We start from the raw sequence: 20,701 nt of genomic DNA on the forward strand, positions 1-20,701 counted from the left end.
CCAAATAATTGATTTATATGGCAATCCAATACTGCTCTTGCGGCATTGACCGATGAGTATAACGGGCGCCGGCCCGGCGCGGGACCGCCCGCCCCCGGCTACTCCAGGCCCAGCTCCAGCCGCGCGCCGCTCTCGTGCGCCGCCGGTCCCTTGGCGGCGTCGATGAATACCCGGGTGGGATCCACCTCGCCGCCCGCCAGCAGCGCCTCCTGCACGGCGTTGGCGCGTGAACGCCCCAGCGCGGCCAGTTCGTCCGCGCCGGGCCGGTATCGGGGCAGCAGCGCCTGGCGCAGCCAGGCCACCTCGGCCGACTGGCGAGCGGCCTTGCGTGCCTTGCGATCGGGGTCCTCCTGCCCGGCCTCCTCGGCCGCCTCCGGGATCTCCGGCTTGTGTCCCAGTTGCTGTCGATAGAGGGACTCCAGCAGATCCCGCTGTTCCCCGGGCTCCAGCGACGCAATCGCGACCGGCTCGCCCTTGCGCCCGCCCAGCATGGCCGCGTCCAGCCGCTGCCCGGCCATCGTCTCGGCCTCGCCTTCCAGGGCGGTGCCGGCCGGAATGTCCAGCCGCAGGGCCGGACGCTCCGCCAGCGCCTTGGCCAGCGCGCCCAGGCTGTTGCGCGCGGGTTCGCCCAGTTCGCTGGAGCCGGCGGCGAAATCGACGTAGCGCGCCTGCTCGGCGCCCTTGAACAGCGAACCGATGAAATCGAACGGCGCGGTCACCGCCTTGACCAGGATGTTCTTCAGGATCTGCCAGACGATCGGCCACATCCGGAAAGTCGGATCGTCCAGCGACCCGTTCACCGGCAAATCCAGATCAATCACGCCCCGGCGGTTCTTCAACAGCGAGGTCGCCAGCCGGATCGGCAGCGAGACCTTTTCCTGGCTGTCGGTCGCCTCGCCCCATTCCAGCTGATCCAGCACGACATGGTGGGCCGCCTGCAGTTTGCGATGGTCGATCTGGTAATGCAGTTCGGTGCTGAGCTTGCCCTTGGCGATGGCATAGCCGGCGAAGCGGCCGGAGTACGGATTGAAGATGGGCAGGTCGATGTTGCGGAAACTCATTTTCAGATCGGTGCGCTCGTCGTAGGCGAACGGATTGAGGGTTCCCGAGATTTCCACCGGCGAGAAACGGTTGACCACTTGCCCGTGCAGATCCACGCGGGCCTGCGCCGAGGGCGCGGTGGACAGCCCGCGGATATGGCCACGTAGGGCGGCGATGTCGGCGCGGAAACCGGGATCCATGGAGGTGTCGGCGAACGCCATGGTGCCGTTTTCCAGTTGCAGATCGTCCAGCCTGATCGCCATCGCCGGTCCCGACGAGGACGGCGCCGCCGATGCGGCGGCCGGCGCCGGGCTGGCGAACAGCCGGCTGAGATTGACGCTGCGATCCGGCTCCACCGCCACGATGGCGAACGGCTTGCGCAAGACCACTCGCGCAATCCGCAGGCGATCCGGTGCCTGCGCATAGCGCAGGCCGCCGATGTCCATCCGCTCCCAGGCCACCACCTGCCGCTTGCCCGCCCGCTCCAGCAACGAGAAGCCGTCGATGCGCCCCTCGCCATTGAAGGCAAGGGCCGCGCCGCCCTTTCCATCCCCCGGCAAGGTCAATTCGCCGTTCGCGCCGAGGGTGCCCGAGCGCAGTTCCAGGGCGGGGAAATCCGGCAGGTAGGCCAGCACGTCGCGCAACGGCAGGCCCGCCAGGTCCAGTCGCAGGCGCCCGGCCACGGTGGCGGGCACCACTTCGCCCCGCACGGACAGCCGGGTCTTGCCGTTGATGGTGGCCGACGCCTCGACAGGCAGTGGCTTGTCCAGATCCAGACTGACCCCGCGGGTGCTGGCGGTTAGCGCCTGCAGGCGGAAACGGCTTGCCGGCCGGACGGCGCGGTCCTGCACGTCGACCTCGGCGCCCTCCACCGCCACTTCGCCCAGGCTGAACCGCCAGGCGGGCCCCGGCGCGGGGTCGGCGGGCGCGGAAGCGGCGTCCGGCGTTGGCGGGAACAATCGCATCAGGCTGATCGCGCCGTCGGCCTCGCGGGTCAGCGCGGTCCGCAAGCCGCCCACCCGCAGGCGATCGGCGGCGACCTCGCGCTTGCCGAGCGAGAAACGAGCGCCGGCCAGCGCGATCTCGCCCAGGGTGGCGGCGTTCCCGGTTTCGCCGCGCACGCGCACGCCCACGCCGCTGGCCTGCGCGCGGGACAGCGTCGCCTCGAGCAGCGTGCCCGCCGAGGTGCCGGCGGCGAAGCGATAGCGGCCGGCCACATCGAAGCGGCCGCCATGCAGTTCGAACGGCAGCGCCTCGCTGAGGAAGGCATAGGCGGTGTCGACCTGGATATTGGCCGCGCTGAGGTCGCCGTCGGAGGCGAACGGCCGCAACGACAGCCGCCCGCGCCAGTCGAAGCGTTCGCCCTGATCGCCACTGGCGGCCAGATGGAATCCACCGCCCTTGCCGTTGCCCTGCGCGGTGCGGAAATCGCGCAGTTCGAACCGGATCGGCGCCAATCGCTTGCTCGGTTGCAGGCGCCGGCTGCGGTCGGCGAAATCGATCGCGCCATCGGCCACGACGAGATGCGTAATCAGCACGTCCGGTGGCGGGCTGTCGTCCTTGGAAGGGGGAACCAGGTCGGCCAGGTTGAGCGAGCCGTCGGCGCGCACCAGTGCCTGCGCGTAGGGCCCGTCCAGGGTCACCTCGCGGAAGGTCCAGGCCCCCTTCCACAGGGACGAGATCTGGAAATCGATGACCGCGCGGCGCAGTGCCACCAGCGGCTTCTGCCCCGCCGTCGCCGCAGGTTCACGTATCGCCAGCGCGGTGGCCTCGGCGCGGAAGGTGAAGGGGTTGAACCGCAGCTCGCCCAGGCTCAACGCTTTGCCCAGTTCCTCGCGGACGTAGTCGGTGGCCTCGGCGCGGGCGAAGCGCGGCAGCCACCAGAAGCCCGCCAGCGCGTAAAGCCCCACCGCCAGCAACGGCAGGACGATGAGCCAAAGCAGTCGACGACGGATCCAGCCCAGCATGACCTGCTCCTTGGTGGCGTCGGCTCCTTCGCGGCGAACACCGGGCGGAGCGGGACGATGGGGCCGACCGCCGGCCAATCGTCGGGGCACTCACCTTAGCGCGCCCGATGACCGGCATGCCAGCACTGCGCGGACCCATGCCCGGCACGGGCCTGTTAGGATCCGGGAGTTTGTTCGCTGCACCCCTTCCCTCATCACTGGTCACACCGCCGTGTCTCTCTTTGCATCCGTCGAACTGGTTCCAGGTGATCCGATCCTGGGCATGACCGAGGCCTACAACGCCGATCCCCGCCCCGGCAAGGTCAATCTGGGCGTTGGTATCTACTACGACGAACAGGGCCGCATTCCCCTGCTCGATTCGGTCCGCGAGATCGAACAGGCCCTGGCCGCGGAAGCCAAACCGCGCGGCTACCTGCCCATCGACGGCCTGCCGGGCTACAACCTGGCGACCCAGAAACTGCTGTTCGGCGCCGGTTCCGCCGCGCTGGAGGCCGGCCGCGTGGTCACCGCGCAGACCATCGGCGGCAGTGGCGCCCTGCGCATCGGCGCCGACTTCCTGAAGCGCGCGCTGCCGCAGGCGAAGATCGCCATCAGCAGCCCGAGCTGGGAAAACCACCGCGTGGTGTTCGGCACCGCCGGTTTCGAGGTCAGCGATTACCGCTACTACGACCCGGCCACCCATGGCCTGGATTTCGCCGGCATGCTGGCCGACCTGGGCGCGCTGGAGCCGGGCACGGTGGTCCTGCTGCACGCCTGCTGCCACAACCCGACCGGCGTCGACCTGACCGCCGCGCAGTGGGCGCAGGTGGTGGAACTGGTGAAGGAACGCGGCCTGCTGCCCTTCATCGACATCGCCTACCAGGGATTCGACCAGGGCACCGACGCCGACGCCACCGCCATCCGCCTGTTCGCCGATTCCGGCATCCCGGCGTTCGTGGTGGCCAGTTCGTATTCCAAATCGTTCTCGCTGTACGGCGAGCGCGTGGGTGCGCTGTCGATCGTCTCGGCCGACCGCGACGAGGCCAAGCGCGTGCAGTCGCACATCAAGCGCACCATCCGTTCCAACTACTCCAGTCCGGCCACCCACGGCGGCGCGCTGGTGTCCGGCGTGCTCGGCAGCGACGAACTGCGCGCGCGCTGGGAGAAGGAACTGGGCGGCATGCGCGAGCGCATCCACACCCTGCGCGCCGGGCTGGTGTCGCGGCTGGCGGCGCTGGGCGCGCCGGAATTCGGCTTCATCCAGCAGCAGGCCGGCATGTTCTCGTACTCCGGCCTGAGCAAGGCCCAGGTCGACCGCCTGCGCGAGGAGTACGCGATCTACGCCATCGGCACCGGCCGCATCTGCGTGGCCGCGCTCAACAGCCAGAACATCGACAAGGTGGCCGAGGCGGTCTACGCGGTGAGCCGCGGCTGAGTCCGCCGCGTTCCACTGCGGTCCATCTGGAACCCCCGGCATTGCCGGGGGTTTTCTTTTGGGCTCCATGCAAAAAGCAAATCCCCCGCCACCCGCTCACGCGGGTGGCCGCCCCCTTTGATCAGCCATTCGGCTGTTGGGAAGCGCTGCAAAGGGGGCATCCCACGCTCCGCCACACCCATCGCATCGGTATCGTCCGCACTGAGTCCCGCCGCCTGCGACGTCGCCTTTCCTCCCCCTTTGCAAAAAGGGGGACCGAGGGGGATTTGCCTTTTGCTTTATCCGGAAGCCCTCAACCCCCGTCCAGATACCCCGCGATCGCATCGATATCGTTCGCGCTGAGCCCCGCCGCCTGCGACGTCGCCGTTCCTCCCCCTTTGCAAAAAGGGGGACCGAGGGGGATTTGCCTTTTGCTTTATCCGGAAGCCCTCAACCCCCGTCCAGATACCCCGCACTCGCATCGATATCGTTCGCGCTGAGTCCCGCCGCTTGCAACGTCGCCATTCCTCCCCCTTTGCAAAGGGGGACCGAGGGGGATTTGCCTCTTGCTTTGTCCGGAAGCCCTCAATCCCCGTCCAGATACCCCGCGATCGCATCGATATCGTTCGCACTGAGTCCCGCCGCCGGCGACCTCGCCGTTCCTCCCCCTTTGCAAAAGGGGGACCGAGGGGGATTTGCCTTTTGCTTTGTCCGGAAGCCCTCAATCCCCGTCCAGATACCCCGCGATCGCATCGATATCGTTCGCACTGAGTCCCGCCGCTTGCGACCTCGCCGTTCCTCCCCCTTTGCAAAAGGGGGACCGAGGGGGATTTGCCTTTTGCTTTGTCCGGAAGCCCTCAATCCCCGTCCAGATACCCCGCGATCGCATCGATATCGTTCGCACTGAGTCCCGCCGCTTGCGCGCGCATCGCGCCGTGGGTGAGCGTGTCGACGATGTAGGCGCGGCTGCGGCTTTCCAGCATCGCGCGCGGGGGAATGTTGCCCTGCGGATGGTCGTGGCAAACCGCGCAGCGCTGCTTGAACAGGGCTTCTCCATCCAGTCCCGAGTCGGCCGCCACCGGGGCTTGCGGAACACTTGCCGCCGTATCGTCGACCATTCTTGGCTGCGCGCGTACGGGTGCGCCTGGACCAAACGCCTGGATCCGATCCGTCCCGACCACCACCACACCCTGGGCGAACACCGGTTCGTTGTACTTGCCAGAGGTACGCAACTGGCCCGGCGCACTCTTCCACAGCAACTCCAGCGTATGGCCCTCCAGCGCGTACAGGACCGGCGCGGGTGCGTCGGTACCGGCCAATGGCGCGGAACGGCGGGCGTTTTCGTCGAGGACCCAGACGATCGGATCCCGTGCGCCGTCGCTGCTGATCACCGGAGAGCCTGGATTGATGAAGACAAGTTCCATCTGCCGGCGCGCGATCGCCAGGTGCGCGGGCTGTCCGGGCGCGGTGACCACGCGCAGCTTGACCAGTGACGGCGGGACGGCGTCCGGCGCACCTTCCGCACGCCGCGTGTTACCGGTCATGTAGACGTGGACCGCGCCATGTTCATCCTGGTGATACGCGGGCACGGAACGCCCGCGTGCCTGATCCATCGCCGCGTCCTGCTCCGAGTACGGACCGAACACGTTGAGTGGCCCGCGGCCACCGAACTGCGGTTGTAGCGACGGCGCCAGCAGCGAGCCATCGCTGGCCGCATCCGTGCCGCAGACCGGACGCCGATCCAGTTTCCCGGGCAGATGATCGCGATCCAGCAGGTACGCATTGCCCTGCTTGCCGCCGACCACCATCAGGCGCGTCGTCGCGGTCTGCGCGGGATCCAGATCGGCCAGCAGGCTGGCGCCGCCCGATCCCAGATCGATATCCATTTTCGCGCTGCCGCAGTGGTTGAACGGCGTGTACGTTCCCCGCAGTCGCAGGCCATCAGCGGCGGAGTCGGACAGCTTCAATACCGATTGGGTCCAGTCGTGCGGCTGGTCTCGATAACCATCGAAACCGCTGCCGGTGACCACGAACACATCGCCTGCCGCGTCGACCGCCGGTCCGCCCGCGCCCCAGATGCCACCGCTGCCACGATGCGGCATCGCCACGGCGGCGAAGGCGCTGGCCACGCGCGGACGCAACGTATCGACCGCGACCAGCCAGCCGGTTTCGGTCTCGCCGAAGGTCACGTACAGGCGCGAACCGTCCGGACTCAGGTTGAGCGCGCCGCGCTGCACGCGGAAATCGAAGCGCCGTTTCGGCGGCACGGGAACCGGGCCGGCATTGGCGTTGACCGCGTTGAAACGCGCCTCGTCCAGGCGTACCGGCCAGCCCTCGATGACCTTGCCGCTGCCGATGTCCAGCGCGTACGCCTGCCAGCGCTCCTTCGGATCGCAACTGGTGACGTAAATCCGTCCCCGTGCGGTGTCGATCACCGGCGTGCTCAATACGCCGGTCGGCACCGCATCCAGCGGTGCGGGTTGCAGATGGCAGGGCGGCGCCAGCCGCGTGCGCCACAGGATGCGCCCGGGGGCCACGTCGCCCGCCTTGCCGGCATTGATCGCGTACACATAACCATGATTGCTGGCGGCGAAGACGACCTTGAACGTCTGGCCGCGGTGCTGGCCGTCGCTCATGCGGACCTGTTCCAGGTACAACGGCGAGGCGTACAGGCGCGGCGGCTGGCCTTCATGGGCGTCCAGCGGCGGCGATTCCCACAGCAGGTCGAACGAGGGGTCTTCCAGTTGTGCCCGTGTGGGACCGGTTCCCTGGCGATGCCAGCCACTGCGCTGACGATCCGCATGGAACGTAGTGACATCCCGCACCGATGCGGTGACCGCGCCGGAGGTAAGGGCCGCCGCAGGCGATGCCGGCGCGACGCGTACAGGCAATTGCGCGCCGTCGTCGGGAACCTCGATATCGGCGGTCCACAGGATCGCGTTCAACAGCACCCGCCGCAGCATCGGCTGCTCCAGCGCCTCCAGGAAATGCGCACCGCTGTAGCCGAAGGAACGGCCGCCGTCCGGGCGTTCGTAGGCCCAGCCCACGGTGACCGTTTCGGCGCGGTCCTCCACCACGGCCGCGCCATCGCGGTACTGCGCGTGCAGGGTGCTGCGCAGTACCGGCCGCACGCCGCTCGCGGCAAAGCGCAGGGTCGGATAGAACTCGTCGCGGTAGGTGAACGCGTTCACGCCTCGGGTGATCGGATGCGCGGCATCGGCGGGCGACACCGTCGCGGTTTCGGTGGTGCGATCGAACATGCCCACGCGTTCGGCGCCCAACCAGGCGCGCAGATCCAGCGACGCGTCGCCGGCCGGCACGGTGGAGGCCTGGTGCAATGCGACCAGCCCGACGCCCTGCCCGACCAGCTCGCGCAACTGTTCGCGATGCGCGGGATCAAGCAGCGGATGCCGGTCCAGTCCATCGAAATACAGCACCACGGTCGAGGCGCCCCGCAATGCGGCGGAGTCCGCCGGCCAGCCCTGTTCGAACACGATGATCTGCGCACCACGCCCCTGCGGCGATTCGCCCAGCATCGCCGCCAGCCGGCGCACGCCATCGGCGTAAGCATGCCGTCCGGGCCCCTCGCTGCCGCTGCCGCCGATCAGCACGATCCTGCGGCCCGCGCCCGGTCCGTCACAGGCGCCGGCCAGCAACACCAGCAGCGCAAGGCCGACGCGCAGCGCGGCGTGGAATCGCGCACGCGCCCCTCTCCCGTTTCTCTTCCGCACTGGCCCCTCTCCCGTGACGGATATCCGCAAACCCTGCGCACGAGGCTAGGACGGGCGATAGCCGAGTGGAATCCGCCACGGCTACGTTCTGAGGCTAGATTTTGTTGCCTGCGGCGGGCGGCGGGCGACGGCAGGACCGGGCCAGGAACCCACCCCGCCCTTCACCACAGGCGGCGGCCGCTTTCCGCGTCGAAGAAATGCAGGTGCGCCGGATCCACCGCCAGGCGCAGGCCGGCGCCCGCGCGCGGCAGTTGCCTTGGCGGTAGCCGCGACACCAGTGCGAGGGGACCGAGGGTCATGTTCACGAACACCTCGCTGCCGACCGGCTCCACCACTTCCACCAGCGCCTCGAAGCCGGCCTCGTCCGGCGTGACCGGTTGCAGGTGTTCCGGGCGCACGCCCATCGCCACCGTCTTGCCCAGCCAGTCCTCGCCCACCCGCGCGTCGCCGAGCGGAATCGACAGGCCCGCATCGACCACCAGCCGCAGTCCTTCCGCGCGCTCCAGCCGTCCCTGCAACACGTTCATCGCCGGGCTGCCGAGGAAGCCGGCCACGAACAGGTTGGCCGGATGCTCGTACAGCGCCATCGGCGTGTCGATCTGCTGGACCTGGCCATCCTTGAGCACCACGATGCGCTGGCCGAGGGTCATCGCCTCGACCTGATCGTGGGTCACGTAGATCATGGTCGCGCCGAGTTGGCGATGCAGCCGCGCGATCTCGGTGCGCATCGAATGGCGCAGCTTGGCATCCAGGTTCGACAGCGGTTCGTCGAGCAGGAACACCGCCGGCTCGCGCACCAGCGCCCGCCCCAGCGCGACCCGCTGGCGCTGCCCGCCGGACATTTCGCGCGGCAGCTTGTCCAGCATCTGGCCCAGGCCCAGGGTGTCGGCGGCGGCATTGACCCGCTGTTCGATCAGCGCGCGCGGATGCCCGCGCAGTTTCAGCCCGAAGGCCAGGTTCTCGGCCACCGTCATGTGCGGATACAGCGCGTAGTTCTGGAACACCATGGCGATGTCGCGATCCTTGGGCGCGACCTCGTTGACCACCCGGTCGCCGATCGACAGCGTGCCGCCGGAGATTTCCTCCAGCCCGGCGATCATCCGCAGCAGGGTCGACTTGCCGCAGCCGGACGGGCCTACCAGCACCATCAGTTCGCCGTCGGCGACCTCGAAACTCGCCCCGTGCACCGCCACCTGGCCGTTGCCGTAGACCTTGCGGACGTTGTCCAGCCGCACACTCGCCATCTGCTCTCCCGGGCGGCTCCCGCCACCGTGTTGTCGGACCTGCCGCCGGGCCCCTCCCGGTGCAGCGGCATGCATACGAATGCACGCCGTCACTCAATGACCACCTTCCCATTTCCCAACCCGGGAAGTTGGGTTATTCTGCCATGTAATCGTTTTCACAACGCAATCACCCCCACTTTTCTCCAATTTGACGACACTGCCGGAGGGGCCATGTCGAAGTCTTACCGTTTCCCCGAGAACTTCATCTGGGGCAGCGCCACCGCCGCCTACCAGATCGAGGGTTCCCCGCTGGCCGACGGCGCCGGCCCCAGCATCTGGCAGCGCTTCGCCCACACCCCGGGCCGCATGCTCAACAACGACACCGGCGACGTGGCCTGCGACCACTACAACCGCTGGCGCGAGGACATCGGCCTGATGAAGGAGCTGGGCATGCAGGCCTACCGCTTCAGCGTGTCCTGGAGCCGGGTGATGCCCGAGGGCCGCGGCCGGATCAACCAGAAGGGCCTGGACTTCTACGAGCGGCTGGTCGACACCCTGCTGGAGAACGGCATCCAGCCGACCGCGACCCTGTTCCACTGGGATCTGCCGGCGGCGCTGGACGATCGCGGCGGCTGGCTGAACCCGGACATCGCCGACTGGTTCGCCGAATACAGCGAAGTGATGTTCAAGCGTCTGGACGGCCGCATCAAGCGCTGGGCCACGCTCAACGAACCCTGGGTGGTCACCGACGGCGGCTACCTGCACGGCGCGCTCGCGCCCGGCCACCGCAACCGCTTCGAGGCGCCAATCGCCTCGCACCACCTGCTGCGCTCGCACGGCAAGTCGGTGCAGGCCTACCGCGCCATCGGCAAGCACGAGATCGGCCTGGTGGTGAACATCGAGCCCAAATATCCGGCCAGCGACAGCCCCGAGGACCTGGCCGCGACCCGCCGCGCCGAGGCCTACATGAACCGGCAGTACCTGGACCCGGTGTTCTTCGGCACCTATCCGGAAGAACTGCGCGAAATCTTCGGCGAGGCCTGGCCGGAATGGCCGCAGGCGGACATGGACCTGATCCGCCAGCCGCTGGACTTCATCGGCGTCAACTACTACACCCGCAACGTGTCCCGCCACGACGAGTCGAACTGGCCGCTCAAGGTCTCGCCGGTCCGGCAGACGCAGCATACGTATACGGAAACCGGCTGGGAGGTCTTCCCGCAGGGCCTGACCGATACACTCACCTGGGTCAAGGACCGCTACGGGAATCCCAAGGTGTTCATCACCGAGAACGGCGCCGCCTTCTTCGATCCGCCCAAGGCCGAGCGCGGCCGCGTGCGCGATCCGCTGCGCCTGAGCTATCTGCGCCAGCACCTGCGCGCGGTGCATGCGGCCATCGAGGCCGGCTGCGACATCGGCGGCTACTACGTCTGGTCGCTGCTGGACAACCTGGAATGGTCACTGGGCTATTCCAAGCGCTTCGGCATCATCCACGTGGACTTCGACAGCCAGACCCGTACACCGAAGGACAGTGCACGCTATTATGCGAAGGTCGTGGCCAGCCATGGCGACGCACTGACCAACGAGGACGACTGAGGCGAATGCGGCGGACTACTTTTTGCGGCCACGACCCCTTCAAGAGTAATCACCCCGCATGAGCACCGATAACCGGGTCCTGCTCGCCGACATCGGCGGCACCAATGCACGCTTCGCGCTGGCCGACGCCAGCGCCGCCGCGCCGCTGCTGGAAGACAGCGTGCGCGGCTTCGCGGTGGCGGATTTCCCGTCGCTGGCCGATGCCGCCCAGCACTATCTGGACGAGGTCGGCGCCGAACAGTCCGGTCTGGACATCCGCAACGGCGTATTCGCCGTGGCCGGCCGCGTCGACGGCGACGAGGCGCGCATCACCAACCATCCGTGGGTCATTTCGCTGTCGCGCACCCGCGACGCGCTGGGCTTCGACGACCTGCGCCTGGTCAACGATTTCGCCGCCCAGGCGATGGCGCTGCCGCTGCTGGGCAGCCAGGACGTGGTCGCGATTGGTATTCCCGACTGGACGCCGGATCCGCAGCCGGTCAACCGCAACTACGCGGTGATCGGCCCCGGTACCGGACTGGGCGTGGGCGGCCTGATCATCCGCGACGGCCGCAATTTTCCGCTCGAAACCGAAGGCGGCCACGTCAGCTTCGCGCCGGGCACGCCGCAGGAAATCGAAGTCCTGCAACGCCTGTCGGCGCAGTTCGGCCGCGTCTCGATCGAGCGCCTGATCTGCGGCCCCGGCCTGGTCAACCTGCATCGCGCGCTCAGCGAGATCGCGGGCGAGGATCCGGGCAACCTGCAGCCGGCCGACGTGACCGCGCGCGCGGCCACCGGCGACGCGCGCAGCAACAACACCATCGACGTGTTCTGCGCCGTGTTCGGCGCGGTCGCCGGCGATCTGGTGCTGACCCTCGGCGCGTGGGACGGCGTGTTCCTGACCGGCGGGCTGGTGCCGAAACTGCTGACCTCGCTGCAGCACTCCGGCTTCCGCCAGCGCTTCGAACACAAGGGGCGTTTCTCCGCCAACATGGCGCGCGTACCGACCCTGGCCATCGTCCATCCACGCCCGGGCCTGCTCGGCGCCGCGGCAATCGCGATGGAAGCCTACGGCACCTCTCGCTGATCGCGCCGACCACCCGCATGGCGGGCTGGTCTGGCTTTGGTCACTTTCATTGCCGGCGCAAAAGGTAGAAAGTTGAGGGGTTCTCCGTTGTCCGCCACGCATCGGCGGCGACGTCGGCCTGGAACCCGCGTGCAGGCCGGACACATGCTTGCCCTGCCCCGGCAAGGCGCAGTCCGGCACGCGCCGCTGCGTGGACACCGACGACGCCCTGCCCACGGCCAGCGGCGCACACTCGTCCTTTCGCAGTCCAGCCGACGCCAATGAGCCTGCATCCGCGCATCCAAGAAGTCACCGAACGTATCCGCCAACGCAGCCTGCCCTTGCGGCGCGCGTACCTGGCCGGCATCGACGCGGCCAACGCCGCCGGACCGCAACGCAGCCGCTTGAGCTGCGGCAACCTGGCGCATGCCTTCGCCGCCTGCGGGCCGACCGACAAGGATCGCCTGCGCGCCGACGTCACCCCGAACCTCGGCATCGTCAATGCCTACAACGACATGCTGTCGGCGCACCAGCCGTTCGAAACCTATCCGGAACTGATCCGCGACGTCGCGCGTTCGCTTGGTGCCACCGCGCAGGTCGCCGGCGGCGTGCCGGCGATGTGCGACGGCGTTACCCAGGGTCGTCCCGGCATGGAGCTGTCGCTGTTCTCGCGCGACGTGATCGCACAGGCCACCGCGATATCGCTGAGCCACGACATGTTCGACGCCGCGCTGTACCTGGGCGTGTGCGACAAGATCGTGCCAGGCCTGCTGATCGGCGCGCTCGCGTTCGGCCACCTGCCGGCGGTGTTCGTGCCCGCCGGGCCGATGACGCCGGGCATTCCCAACAAGAAGAAAGCCGAGGTGCGCGAACGCTACGCCGCCGGCGAGGCCAGCCGCGAGGAACTGCTGGAAGCCGAGTCGGCCAGCTACCACGCGCCGGGCACCTGCACTTTCTACGGCACCGCCAATTCCAACCAGGTATTGCTGGAAGCGATGGGCATGCAGCTGCCGGGTACCTCGTTCGTCAATCCGGACCAGCCGCTGCGCGATGTGCTGACCCGCGCCGCCGCCGAACACGCCCTGCGCATCACCGCGCTCGGCGACGACTATCGGCCCATCGGCCACCTGATCGACGAACGCGCCATCGTCAACGCGATGGCCGCGCTGATGGCCACCGGCGGCTCCACCAACCACACCATCCACTGGGTGGCGGTGGCGCGCGCGGCGGGCATCGTCCTCACCTGGGACGACATCGATCTGATCTCGCGCACCGTGCCGTTGCTTGCCCGCGTGTATCCCAACGGCGAGGCCGACGTGAACCGCTTCGCCGCTGCCGGCGGCACCCAGTTCGTGTTCCGCGAACTGCTCGACGCCGGAATGATGCACGACCTGCCCACCATCGTTCCCGGCGGCATGCGCGCGTTCTGCGAGGAACCGCGCCTGCAGGACGGCCGGTTGGCCTACGCGCCCGGCATCGCCGAAAGTGCCGACCCCGAGGTGGTACGGCCAGTCGCCAGCGCCTTCGAATCGCAGGGCGGCCTGCGCCTGCTGCGCGGCAACCTCGGCCGTTCGCTGATCAAGACCTCGGCGGTCAAGCCCGAGTACCGCTTCATCGAGGCGCCGGCGGTGGTGGTCGATGATCCGCGCGCGCTCAACAAGCTGCACGCCGCCGGCGTGCTGCCGCACGACTTCGTCGCGGTGGTGCGCTACCAGGGACCGCGCGCCAACGGCATGCCGGAACTGCACTCGCTGGCGCCGCTGCTGGGCCTGCTGCAGAACCAGGGCCGGCGCGTGGCGCTGGTCACCGACGGCCGCCTGTCCGGCGCCTCTGGCAAGATTCCCGCCGCCATCCACCTGACCCCGGAAGCCGCCCGCGGCGGCCCGCTGGCGAAACTGCGCGAAGGCGATCTCGTCCGCCTGGACGCGGAGGCCGGCGTGCTGGAAGCGCTGGTGCCGGCGGAGGAATGGAACGCGCGCGAACTGGCGCCGAACACCTCGCCCGCCGCGCTGGACATCGGCCGCAACCTGTTCGCGGTCAGCCGCGACGTGGTGACGCCGGCCGACCAGGGCGCGCTGTCGATTTCCTGCGGGCCGCCCTACCACAACGGCACCTGGGAATACGATTCGGAATACGAACTCGGCGATGCCGAGCACGCCGCCGAAGCCCCGCACGAAGCCAAGGACGCCTGAGCGTCACTCCGCACTCCCGCGGCAACGCCTCCACCCGAATACGCCATGACCATCGAAGCCCGCCAACAGAAAGCCGAACAACTCCTCCGCGCCGCCGGCATCCTGCCGGTCGTCACCGTGCACACGCTGGACGAGGCACGCCGGGTTTCCGAGGCACTGCTGGCCGGCGGTCTGCCGGCCATCGAACTGACCCTGCGCACGCCGGTGGCGATGGAAGCGCTGGTGATGCTAAAGCGCGAACTGCCGGACATCGTGATCGGCGCCGGCACCGTGCTGACCGTCGAACAGATGCAGCGCTCCATCGATGCGGGCGCGGACTTCCTGGTGACCCCGGGCACCACCGCCGAGATGGCCGACGCGCTGGCTGATGCGGCGGTACCGGTGGTACCGGGTGCGGCCACGCCGACCGAACTGCTGTCGCTGATGGCCCGCGGCTTCCGGGTGTGCAAGCTGTTCCCCGCCTCCGCTGTTGGCGGCCTAGCGATGCTCAAGGGCCTGGCCGGCCCGCTGTCGGAACTGAAGCTGTGCCCCACCGGCGGCATCGGCGAGGACACCGCCGCCGACTACCTGTCGCAACCGAACGTGGTCTGTATCGGCGGCTCCTGGATGGTGCCCAAGAACTGGCTGGAAGCCGGCGAGTGGGACAAGGTCCGCGAAAGCTCGGCCAAGGCCGCCGCCATCGTCCGCCGCGTGCGCGGCTGATTCCCCGCTTCCCTCTCCGTGTGGGAGCGACGTAAGTCGCGAGACCGCGCAGCTCGCGTGCCCGGTGCATACGCCTGCCATGAAACGACACGGTCGCGACTCACGTCGCTCCCACAGTCCTACAACGGCTCCCCTTCCCGATACAGCCGCAGGCCAAATCGCGCGCGCCACCAGCCACGCGCGAGCAGCAGGTGCCAGCCGACCAGCAGCAGGCCCAGTTGCCATTCCAGCGCGTTCTCGACGCGGTCGCGCAATGAATCGTCAGCAACCAGTGCACTCGCCACGACATTGCCCACGCCGAGCCCGAGCATGGCCACGCACAGCACGGCCATCGCCTTCAACAACGCCGGCGACATACGTCGCAGCGCCCTCGCCCACCGCATCAGCAGCAACTGGGCGAGAAATCCGAAACCGAAATACACGGTCACGCCATAGCGCCGCAGGAATCCATAGACCTCGCCTTCGGTGCCGAGGAAGGTCGCATAGATCGCCAGCGCGGACGCGGAAAACAATCCCAGTACCAGCATCCACCACCTGGATGCCCTGCCTTCATCATCCCGCAACCAACGTCCGGCCACCCACCAGCTCGCGCCATGCAGGACCGCGCAGGGAATCACCAGCAGCCGGAACAGATGGTTGCCCAATCCGTGCCGCGCCGCCCGGCTGATCGACGTGCAACCCTCCCAGTAAGGCACGCAGGCCGGCACATATCCGGCCTGGATCGACAGCCACAACGCCAGATGCGTGGCGACCAACAACAGCAATGCCGCCGCCAGCGGCAGCGGCCAGAGCGGGATGAAACCGCGTTCGCGCATCGACATGCCGACACTCTACCGCCTCGTCCCCCATTTGCAGGAGCGACGTCAGTCGCGACCGCCCTCCTTAAGAACCTGCCCGGACCAGCCATCCCGAATCGCGACTGACGTCGCTCCCACAAGGGCAAGGGGGCGATCCTCCGATTGTGGGAGCGACGTAAGTCGCGATGCCTTCCGAGCCAGGGCGGTATCCCACAACTGGACATCCAGGTCGCGACTGACGTCGCTCCTACACCGGATCGTGGGCAATGAATCCGTCAGCCCTTCACGCTACCCAGCAACAGTCCCTGGATGTAGTAGCGCTGCAGCAGCAGGAACAGCAGCAACACCGGCAGCACGGTGATCACCGCGCCGGCCATCATCATTTCCACGTCCATGATGTGTTCGCGCGAGAGCGAGGCCAGCGCCACCGGGAGCGTGTAATGCGCCTGGTCAGTCAGCACGATCAGCGGCCACATGAAATCGTTCCAGGCCGCCATGAAGGTGAAGATGGCCAGCGTCACCAGTACCGGCTTGAGCATCGGCAGCACGACCTGGAAGAAGATCCGCAGTTCGCTGGCGCCATCGATGCGCGCGGCTTCCAGCAGTTCGTCCGGGATGCTGCGCGCATACTGGCGCACCAGGAAGATGCCGAATACCGTCGCCAGCGCCGGCACGATCACGCCACCGAAGCTGTTGACGAGCCCCAGTTGCTTCATCAGCAGGAACAGTGGCAGCATCGCCACCTGCGCGGGGATCACCAGCGCGGCCAGCAGCAGTTGGAAGATCCGGTCGCGACCGGTGAAGCGCAGCTTGGCGAAGGCGTAACCGGCCATGGTGTTGACCAGCAGCGAACCCACGGTGATCGCGCCCGACACCAGCAGGCTGTTGGCGAAGTTGTGCGCCATGCCGGTGCGCGCGAACAGCTCGCGGTAGTTCGCCAGGGTCGCGCCCGAGGGCAGCAGCGGCGGCGGGAACCGGCTAGCCTCGCCGGCCGGCATGAACGAGACCGATACCATCCACAGCAGCGGCGCCAGGCTGATCAGCGCCAGCACCAGCAGCGCGCCATTGACCAGCCAGCCCTGCCAGCGGGAGGCACCGACTTCACGCGCGACCGCATGACGACTCATACCAGATCCTTCCTGTGCCCCACGCGCAGCATCACGGTGGTCACCGCCAGGATGATCAGGAACAGCAGGAACGCCACCGCCGAGGCGCGGCCCAGCCGCCACCACTTGAAGCCTTCCTCGAACATGAAATACAGGACGCTCACCGTGCTCTGCAGCGGATCGCCGCGGGTCATCACGTAGGGTTCGGCGAACAGTTGGAAGTAGCCGGACACCGTGATCACGCCGACCACCAGCAACACCGGTCCCAGCATCGGCAGGGTGATGTGCAGGAACTGCCGCCACTTGGAGGCGCCATCGATGCGCGCGGCCTCGTAGAGATCCTGCGGGATCGCCTGCAGGCCGGCCAGGAAGATGACCATGTTGTAGCCGAAGTTCTTCCACACCGCGAACAGCATGATGGTCGGCATCGCCCAGCGCGGATCGCCCAGCCAGTCGATCGGCGCGATACCCAAGTGGCCCAGCGCCCAGTTCACCAGCCCGTAGCTGGTGTGGAACAGGTAACGCCAGATCACCGCGACCGCCACCAGCGTGGTCACCACCGGCGCGAACAGCGCGGTGCGGAACAACGCCTTGAAGCGCGCGACCGGCGCGTTGAGCAGTATCGCGGCGCCCAGCGAAACCGCGATCGACAACGGCACGCCGACGACCACGAAGTACGTCGTGTTCCACAGCGACTTCCAGAACATCGGCGAACGCAGCAGTTCCCCGTAGTTGCCCAGGCCGACAAAACGCAGGTTGTCGGCATCGGCCAGCGCGTACAGATCGAAATCGGTCAGGCTCAGCAGCAGCGCCGAGAACACCGGCAGGCCGAAGAACACCGCCAACACGATGAGCGCCGGCCCGGCGAACACCCAGCCGGCCACCGAAGTCCGCCGCATCATGGTTGTGCCCCCTGCGTGGCGGGATGCTCGCGCTCGTACATCCAGCGACGCTTCTCCAGGATGGCATCCACGCGCGCGTCCAGATCCTGCACCGCCCGCTCCTGGCTCTGCCCGCCCCGCACCACCTGTTCGGTCACCACCCGCATTTCCTGGGCGATGCGTTCCCATTCCAGCACCTTGGGCGTGGGTTCGACCCGCTCCAGCTGATCCCGGAAGGCACGCGCGTACTCGTCATTGGCCAGCGCCGGGTGTTGCCAGGTGCTGCGGCGCGGCGGCAGATCGCCGATCAGCGCATGGAAGCGCTGCTGGATTTCAGGCCGCGACAGGAATTCGATCAGCTTCCACGCCGCCGCCTTGCGCTCGGAGCTGCGGAAGATCACCAGGCTGGTGCCACCGGCGATGCCTGCACCCAGGCCATCCGGCCCCGGCAACGGCATCGTGCCCCACTGATCGCGAAGATGGGCGGGCTGGCGCTTCTTGAACTCGCGGATGTTCCAGGGACCGGACAGATAAAAGGCATAGAAGCCGTTGAAAAACTCGTCCCAGACGTTGGAGATCTGGGTCTCGGACATCTTCGGCGCCCAGCCCTGCTCGAACATGTTGGCGTAGAAACCCAGCGCACGACGGAAGCCAGGACTGCGGAAATTGCCGCGGTTGTCGTGATCGCGCAACAACGGGTCCGGCATCTGCAAGGCCAGTGAAACCTGCTGCTCGAATTCGTTGACCGGCATCAGGATGGCGTAACGATCCGGACCGGCGTTGCGCTTGATGGCCGCCATCGCCCGTTCCCATTCGGCCCAGGTGACCGGCGGCTTGTCGAAGCCGGCCTGCCGCAACAAATCCTTGCGGTAGTACAGCAGGCGGGTGTCCACGTACCACGGCACGCCCAGCAATTGCCGCTCGACCACGGCGGTGTCCCAGATGCCGGGAAAATAGTCGGCCTGCTCCACCACTCCCGAGCCGTCGACATAGGCTTGCAGCGGCTCCAGCGTGCCCAACGCGGCGAATTCCGGCAGCCAGGTATTGCCCAGCTGGCACAGGTCCGGCAGGCCGTCGGCGGCAAATGCGGTCAGCAGCTTCTCGTGCGCGGCGGTCCAGGGAATGTTCTGCACATCGACGTCGATGCCCGGGTTCTCGCGTTCGAACTCGGTCACCAGTTCGGCGACCACTTCGGCCTCGCGGCCCATCGCCCAGAAGGTCACCTTTTCGCGACCGTCCTCGCGCGCGCAGCCCGCAGACAGCAGCACACCCGTCAGCGCGAGCAGGAACAGACAGCAGCGCACCAGGCAGCCCCCACCACCCGAGGGATGCCTGATGCGTGCCGGAGAGAACCTTGCCATGCGGACAGCTTACTTATTGCGGGGTCTGGTTGCGCGCCGGCGCCTCGGATTGCTGCTCGGCGGCCTGCGCCGCCCGCGATTCGGCCGTGCCCAGGGCACGCGCGGCGGCGGCTTCCGGGTCGGCGTTGGCCGGCACCTGGATGGGCGCGCCCTCGGGCGTCATCCAGCCCCCTTCGAATCCGGCGCGCGCCAGTCCCTTGCGTATGTACGGATTCTTCTTCATCACTTCCCAGACGAACCCGTTCCGGTAGTTGGCGATCATGGTCAGGATCGGCCCCTGGTCGATGCCGATGTAGTCGCTGGCCACCCAGCCCTGTCCCGGCACGATGCGCCCGGCCTTCAGCGGGATGTCGAAGTCGAAGCTGGGATTGAACGCATCCAGGAAGCCATAGCTGGAATACAGGTGCTCGCCGTAGCGCTTGTGCATCTGCTCGGTCGCCGGGATCACGATCTCCGGGGCGAACGGCAGCGAGGCGATCGCCGCGGTCGGCGCGATGGTGCCGTCGTCGAAGTTCTCGCGGAAGCCGACGCCACGCGCCGAGTAGTGGCGGAACTGGCGCTGTTCGCCACGGTATTCCTGCAGGGTCTGCTGCGGACCGTCGCTGGCGGTCAGACCCCACACGTTCTCGCCGTAGTCGCGCCACTTCATCGGGTTTTCCATGGCGTAGCTGCGCTGGGCGTAGGTGGCGCGGCGGCTGTTCTCGAAATAGTCGATGCCGCGCTCGCGCATGTAGGCGTCCTGGATGCCGCGGAAATCGATCCAGACGTGGCTGTACTGGTGGCCGAAATGCGGACCGAAAGTCAGGTATTCCTGTCCCTGGTAGACGCCCCACGACTCGCCGTAGGTACGCGTCCACACTTCCCAGGCTTCCGGACCAACCGGATGGGTCGGCGACCCCAGCGCCAGCACGTACAGCATCATGGCCTCGTTGTAGCCCTTCCAGTCGTGCGGGATCGTCCCGCTCTCGGGGAACCAGCCCATCGACACCAGCGGCTTGTTCTTCTGCAACCAGGTCCAGTCCACCCGCTTGTACAGCGCGTCGGCCAAATCGCGGATTTCCTTCTCGCGCGGATCATCGCGGTCGTAATACGACTGCGCGAACAGCACGCCCATCATCAGCAGTGTGGTGTCCACGCTCGACAGCTCCACCCAGCTGGCGTAGCGGTGGCCGGTCTGCATGTCCAGGAAATGGTAATAGAAGCCCTTGTAGCCGCCCTTGCCTTCCGGCTGCGGCCCCTGCGGCAACTCGCGGAAGAACTTCAGCGTGGTCAGGGTGCGGTCCACCGCCTGGGTGCGGCTGACCCAGCCGTTCTCGATGCCGATCGGGTAGGCGGTCAGGGCGAAGCCGACCGAGGCGATGCTCGCGAACGGGCGCGACGGAAAGCGATCCGGCGTCAGCCCGTTGAGTTCATTGGTGGTGTCCCAGAAGAACTGGAACGTGCGCCGTTCGATGTCGCGGAACAGCGGCGGCAGTTCCGGTTTCTCAGGTTTCTTCACCGTTGCCGGCGCCGGCTTCGCGGCCGGCGCCTTGGGCGCTTCGGCCGGCGCAGGTGCGCGGTTGCAGGCCGCCAGCAGCACCACCAGCAGGCCCGCCAGCCATGTCCCATTCCGGTATCCCCTGGCCCCGGTACGGCCCTTCTCGCCTGTAAACGTTTTCATCTCGAGTCG

At 67.7% G+C, this 20,701-nt stretch carries 13 protein-coding genes; 5 read left to right on the forward strand and 8 right to left on the reverse strand.

Going from position 1 to position 20,701, the window contains the following annotated elements; genetic code table 11:
- Positions 1-98: 98 nt before the first annotated feature.
- A complete protein-coding gene (locus tag FG323_RS03785) occupies positions 99-3,008 on the reverse strand; it encodes a DUF748 domain-containing protein (RefSeq protein ID WP_141453103.1) in 2,910 nt (969 codons plus the stop codon).
- A gap of 211 nt (positions 3,009-3,219) precedes the next feature.
- Between FG323_RS03785 and FG323_RS03790 the strand changes: the two genes are divergently transcribed.
- Positions 3,220-4,422, forward strand: a complete 1,203-nt coding sequence (locus FG323_RS03790; RefSeq protein ID WP_141453104.1) for an amino acid aminotransferase — start codon at positions 3,220-3,222, stop codon at positions 4,420-4,422.
- A gap of 836 nt (positions 4,423-5,258) precedes the next feature.
- On the opposite strand, the gene FG323_RS03795 is transcribed toward FG323_RS03790, so the two are convergent.
- Both FG323_RS03795 and ugpC read right to left on the reverse strand, forming a co-directional pair.
- A complete protein-coding gene (locus FG323_RS03795) occupies positions 5,259-8,132 on the reverse strand; it encodes a ThuA domain-containing protein (RefSeq protein WP_141453105.1) in 2,874 nt (957 codons plus the stop codon).
- A gap of 161 nt (positions 8,133-8,293) precedes the next feature.
- The gene (gene ugpC / locus FG323_RS03800; RefSeq protein WP_141453106.1) at positions 8,294-9,376 is read right to left on the reverse strand and encodes a sn-glycerol-3-phosphate ABC transporter ATP-binding protein UgpC; all 1,083 of its coding nucleotides are present in this window, start codon (positions 9,374-9,376) and stop codon (positions 8,294-8,296) included.
- A gap of 210 nt (positions 9,377-9,586) precedes the next feature.
- Between ugpC and FG323_RS03805 the strand changes: the two genes are divergently transcribed.
- The 4 genes from FG323_RS03805 (at position 9,587) to FG323_RS03820 (ending at position 14,887) form a co-directional block, all read left to right on the forward strand.
- Positions 9,587-10,948: a GH1 family beta-glucosidase gene (locus FG323_RS03805; RefSeq protein ID WP_141453107.1), complete on the forward strand. Its 1,362-nt coding sequence runs from the start codon at positions 9,587-9,589 to the stop codon at positions 10,946-10,948.
- A 58-nt stretch (positions 10,949-11,006) separates the two neighbouring features.
- Entirely contained in the window at positions 11,007-12,014 is a 1,008-nt protein-coding gene (glk, locus tag FG323_RS03810) for a glucokinase (protein ID WP_141453108.1), read from the forward strand.
- A 260-nt stretch (positions 12,015-12,274) separates the two neighbouring features.
- The gene (gene edd, locus FG323_RS03815; protein ID WP_141453109.1) at positions 12,275-14,185 is read left to right on the forward strand and encodes a phosphogluconate dehydratase; all 1,911 of its coding nucleotides are present in this window, start codon (positions 12,275-12,277) and stop codon (positions 14,183-14,185) included.
- Between the two features lie 45 nt (positions 14,186-14,230).
- Positions 14,231-14,887, forward strand: a complete 657-nt coding sequence (locus tag FG323_RS03820; RefSeq protein ID WP_141453110.1) for a bifunctional 4-hydroxy-2-oxoglutarate aldolase/2-dehydro-3-deoxy-phosphogluconate aldolase — start codon at positions 14,231-14,233, stop codon at positions 14,885-14,887.
- Positions 14,888-15,006: 119 nt separating this feature from the next.
- Here the strand turns inward: FG323_RS03820 and FG323_RS03825 are convergent, their stop codons facing one another.
- The 5 genes from FG323_RS03825 to FG323_RS03845 form a co-directional block, all read right to left on the reverse strand.
- Entirely contained in the window at positions 15,007-15,708 is a 702-nt protein-coding gene (locus tag FG323_RS03825) for a hypothetical protein (RefSeq protein WP_141453111.1), read from the reverse strand.
- Positions 15,709-15,959: 251 nt separating this feature from the next.
- Entirely contained in the window at positions 15,960-16,811 is an 852-nt protein-coding gene (locus tag FG323_RS03830; RefSeq protein ID WP_141453112.1) for a carbohydrate ABC transporter permease, read from the reverse strand.
- The gene (locus FG323_RS03835) at positions 16,808-17,692 is read right to left on the reverse strand and encodes a sugar ABC transporter permease (protein ID WP_141453113.1); all 885 of its coding nucleotides are present in this window, start codon (positions 17,690-17,692) and stop codon (positions 16,808-16,810) included. Before FG323_RS03835 ends, FG323_RS03830 begins: the two co-directional genes overlap by 4 nt.
- Positions 17,689-19,032 (reverse strand): sugar ABC transporter substrate-binding protein, encoded by a 1,344-nt coding sequence (locus FG323_RS03840; protein WP_141453114.1) that lies wholly within the window; start codon positions 19,030-19,032, stop codon positions 17,689-17,691. The genes FG323_RS03835 and FG323_RS03840 overlap by 4 nt, the downstream gene beginning before the upstream one ends.
- Before the next feature lie 13 nt (positions 19,033-19,045).
- The gene (locus tag FG323_RS03845; RefSeq protein WP_141453115.1) at positions 19,046-20,692 is read right to left on the reverse strand and encodes a glucoamylase family protein; all 1,647 of its coding nucleotides are present in this window, start codon (positions 20,690-20,692) and stop codon (positions 19,046-19,048) included.
- Positions 20,693-20,701: the final 9 nt, after the last annotated feature.

This window comes from Pseudoxanthomonas sp. z9 (assembly GCF_006542425.1).
Taxonomy (GTDB): Bacteria; Pseudomonadota; Gammaproteobacteria; order Xanthomonadales; family Xanthomonadaceae; genus Pseudoxanthomonas_A.

Excerpts from the sequence above, each read along its gene's own strand:
- FG323_RS03785 (WP_141453103.1), bottom strand. The coding sequence starts at position 3,008 with ATGCTGGGCTGGATCCGTCGTCGACTGCTTTGGCTCATCGTCCTGCCG.
- ugpC (WP_141453106.1), bottom strand. The coding sequence starts at position 9,376 with ATGGCGAGTGTGCGGCTGGACAACGTCCGCAAGGTCTACGGCAACGGC.
- FG323_RS03805 (WP_141453107.1), top strand. The coding sequence starts at position 9,587 with ATGTCGAAGTCTTACCGTTTCCCCGAGAACTTCATCTGGGGCAGCGCC.
- glk (WP_141453108.1), top strand. The coding sequence starts at position 11,007 with ATGAGCACCGATAACCGGGTCCTGCTCGCCGACATCGGCGGCACCAAT.
- edd (WP_141453109.1), top strand. The coding sequence starts at position 12,275 with ATGAGCCTGCATCCGCGCATCCAAGAAGTCACCGAACGTATCCGCCAA.
- FG323_RS03820 (WP_141453110.1), top strand. The coding sequence starts at position 14,231 with ATGACCATCGAAGCCCGCCAACAGAAAGCCGAACAACTCCTCCGCGCC.
- FG323_RS03825 (WP_141453111.1), bottom strand. The coding sequence starts at position 15,708 with ATGTCGATGCGCGAACGCGGTTTCATCCCGCTCTGGCCGCTGCCGCTG.
- FG323_RS03830 (WP_141453112.1), bottom strand. The coding sequence starts at position 16,811 with ATGAGTCGTCATGCGGTCGCGCGTGAAGTCGGTGCCTCCCGCTGGCAG.
- FG323_RS03835 (WP_141453113.1), bottom strand. The coding sequence starts at position 17,692 with ATGATGCGGCGGACTTCGGTGGCCGGCTGGGTGTTCGCCGGGCCGGCG.
- FG323_RS03840 (WP_141453114.1), bottom strand. The coding sequence starts at position 19,032 with ATGGCAAGGTTCTCTCCGGCACGCATCAGGCATCCCTCGGGTGGTGGG.
- FG323_RS03845 (WP_141453115.1), bottom strand. The coding sequence starts at position 20,692 with ATGAAAACGTTTACAGGCGAGAAGGGCCGTACCGGGGCCAGGGGATAC.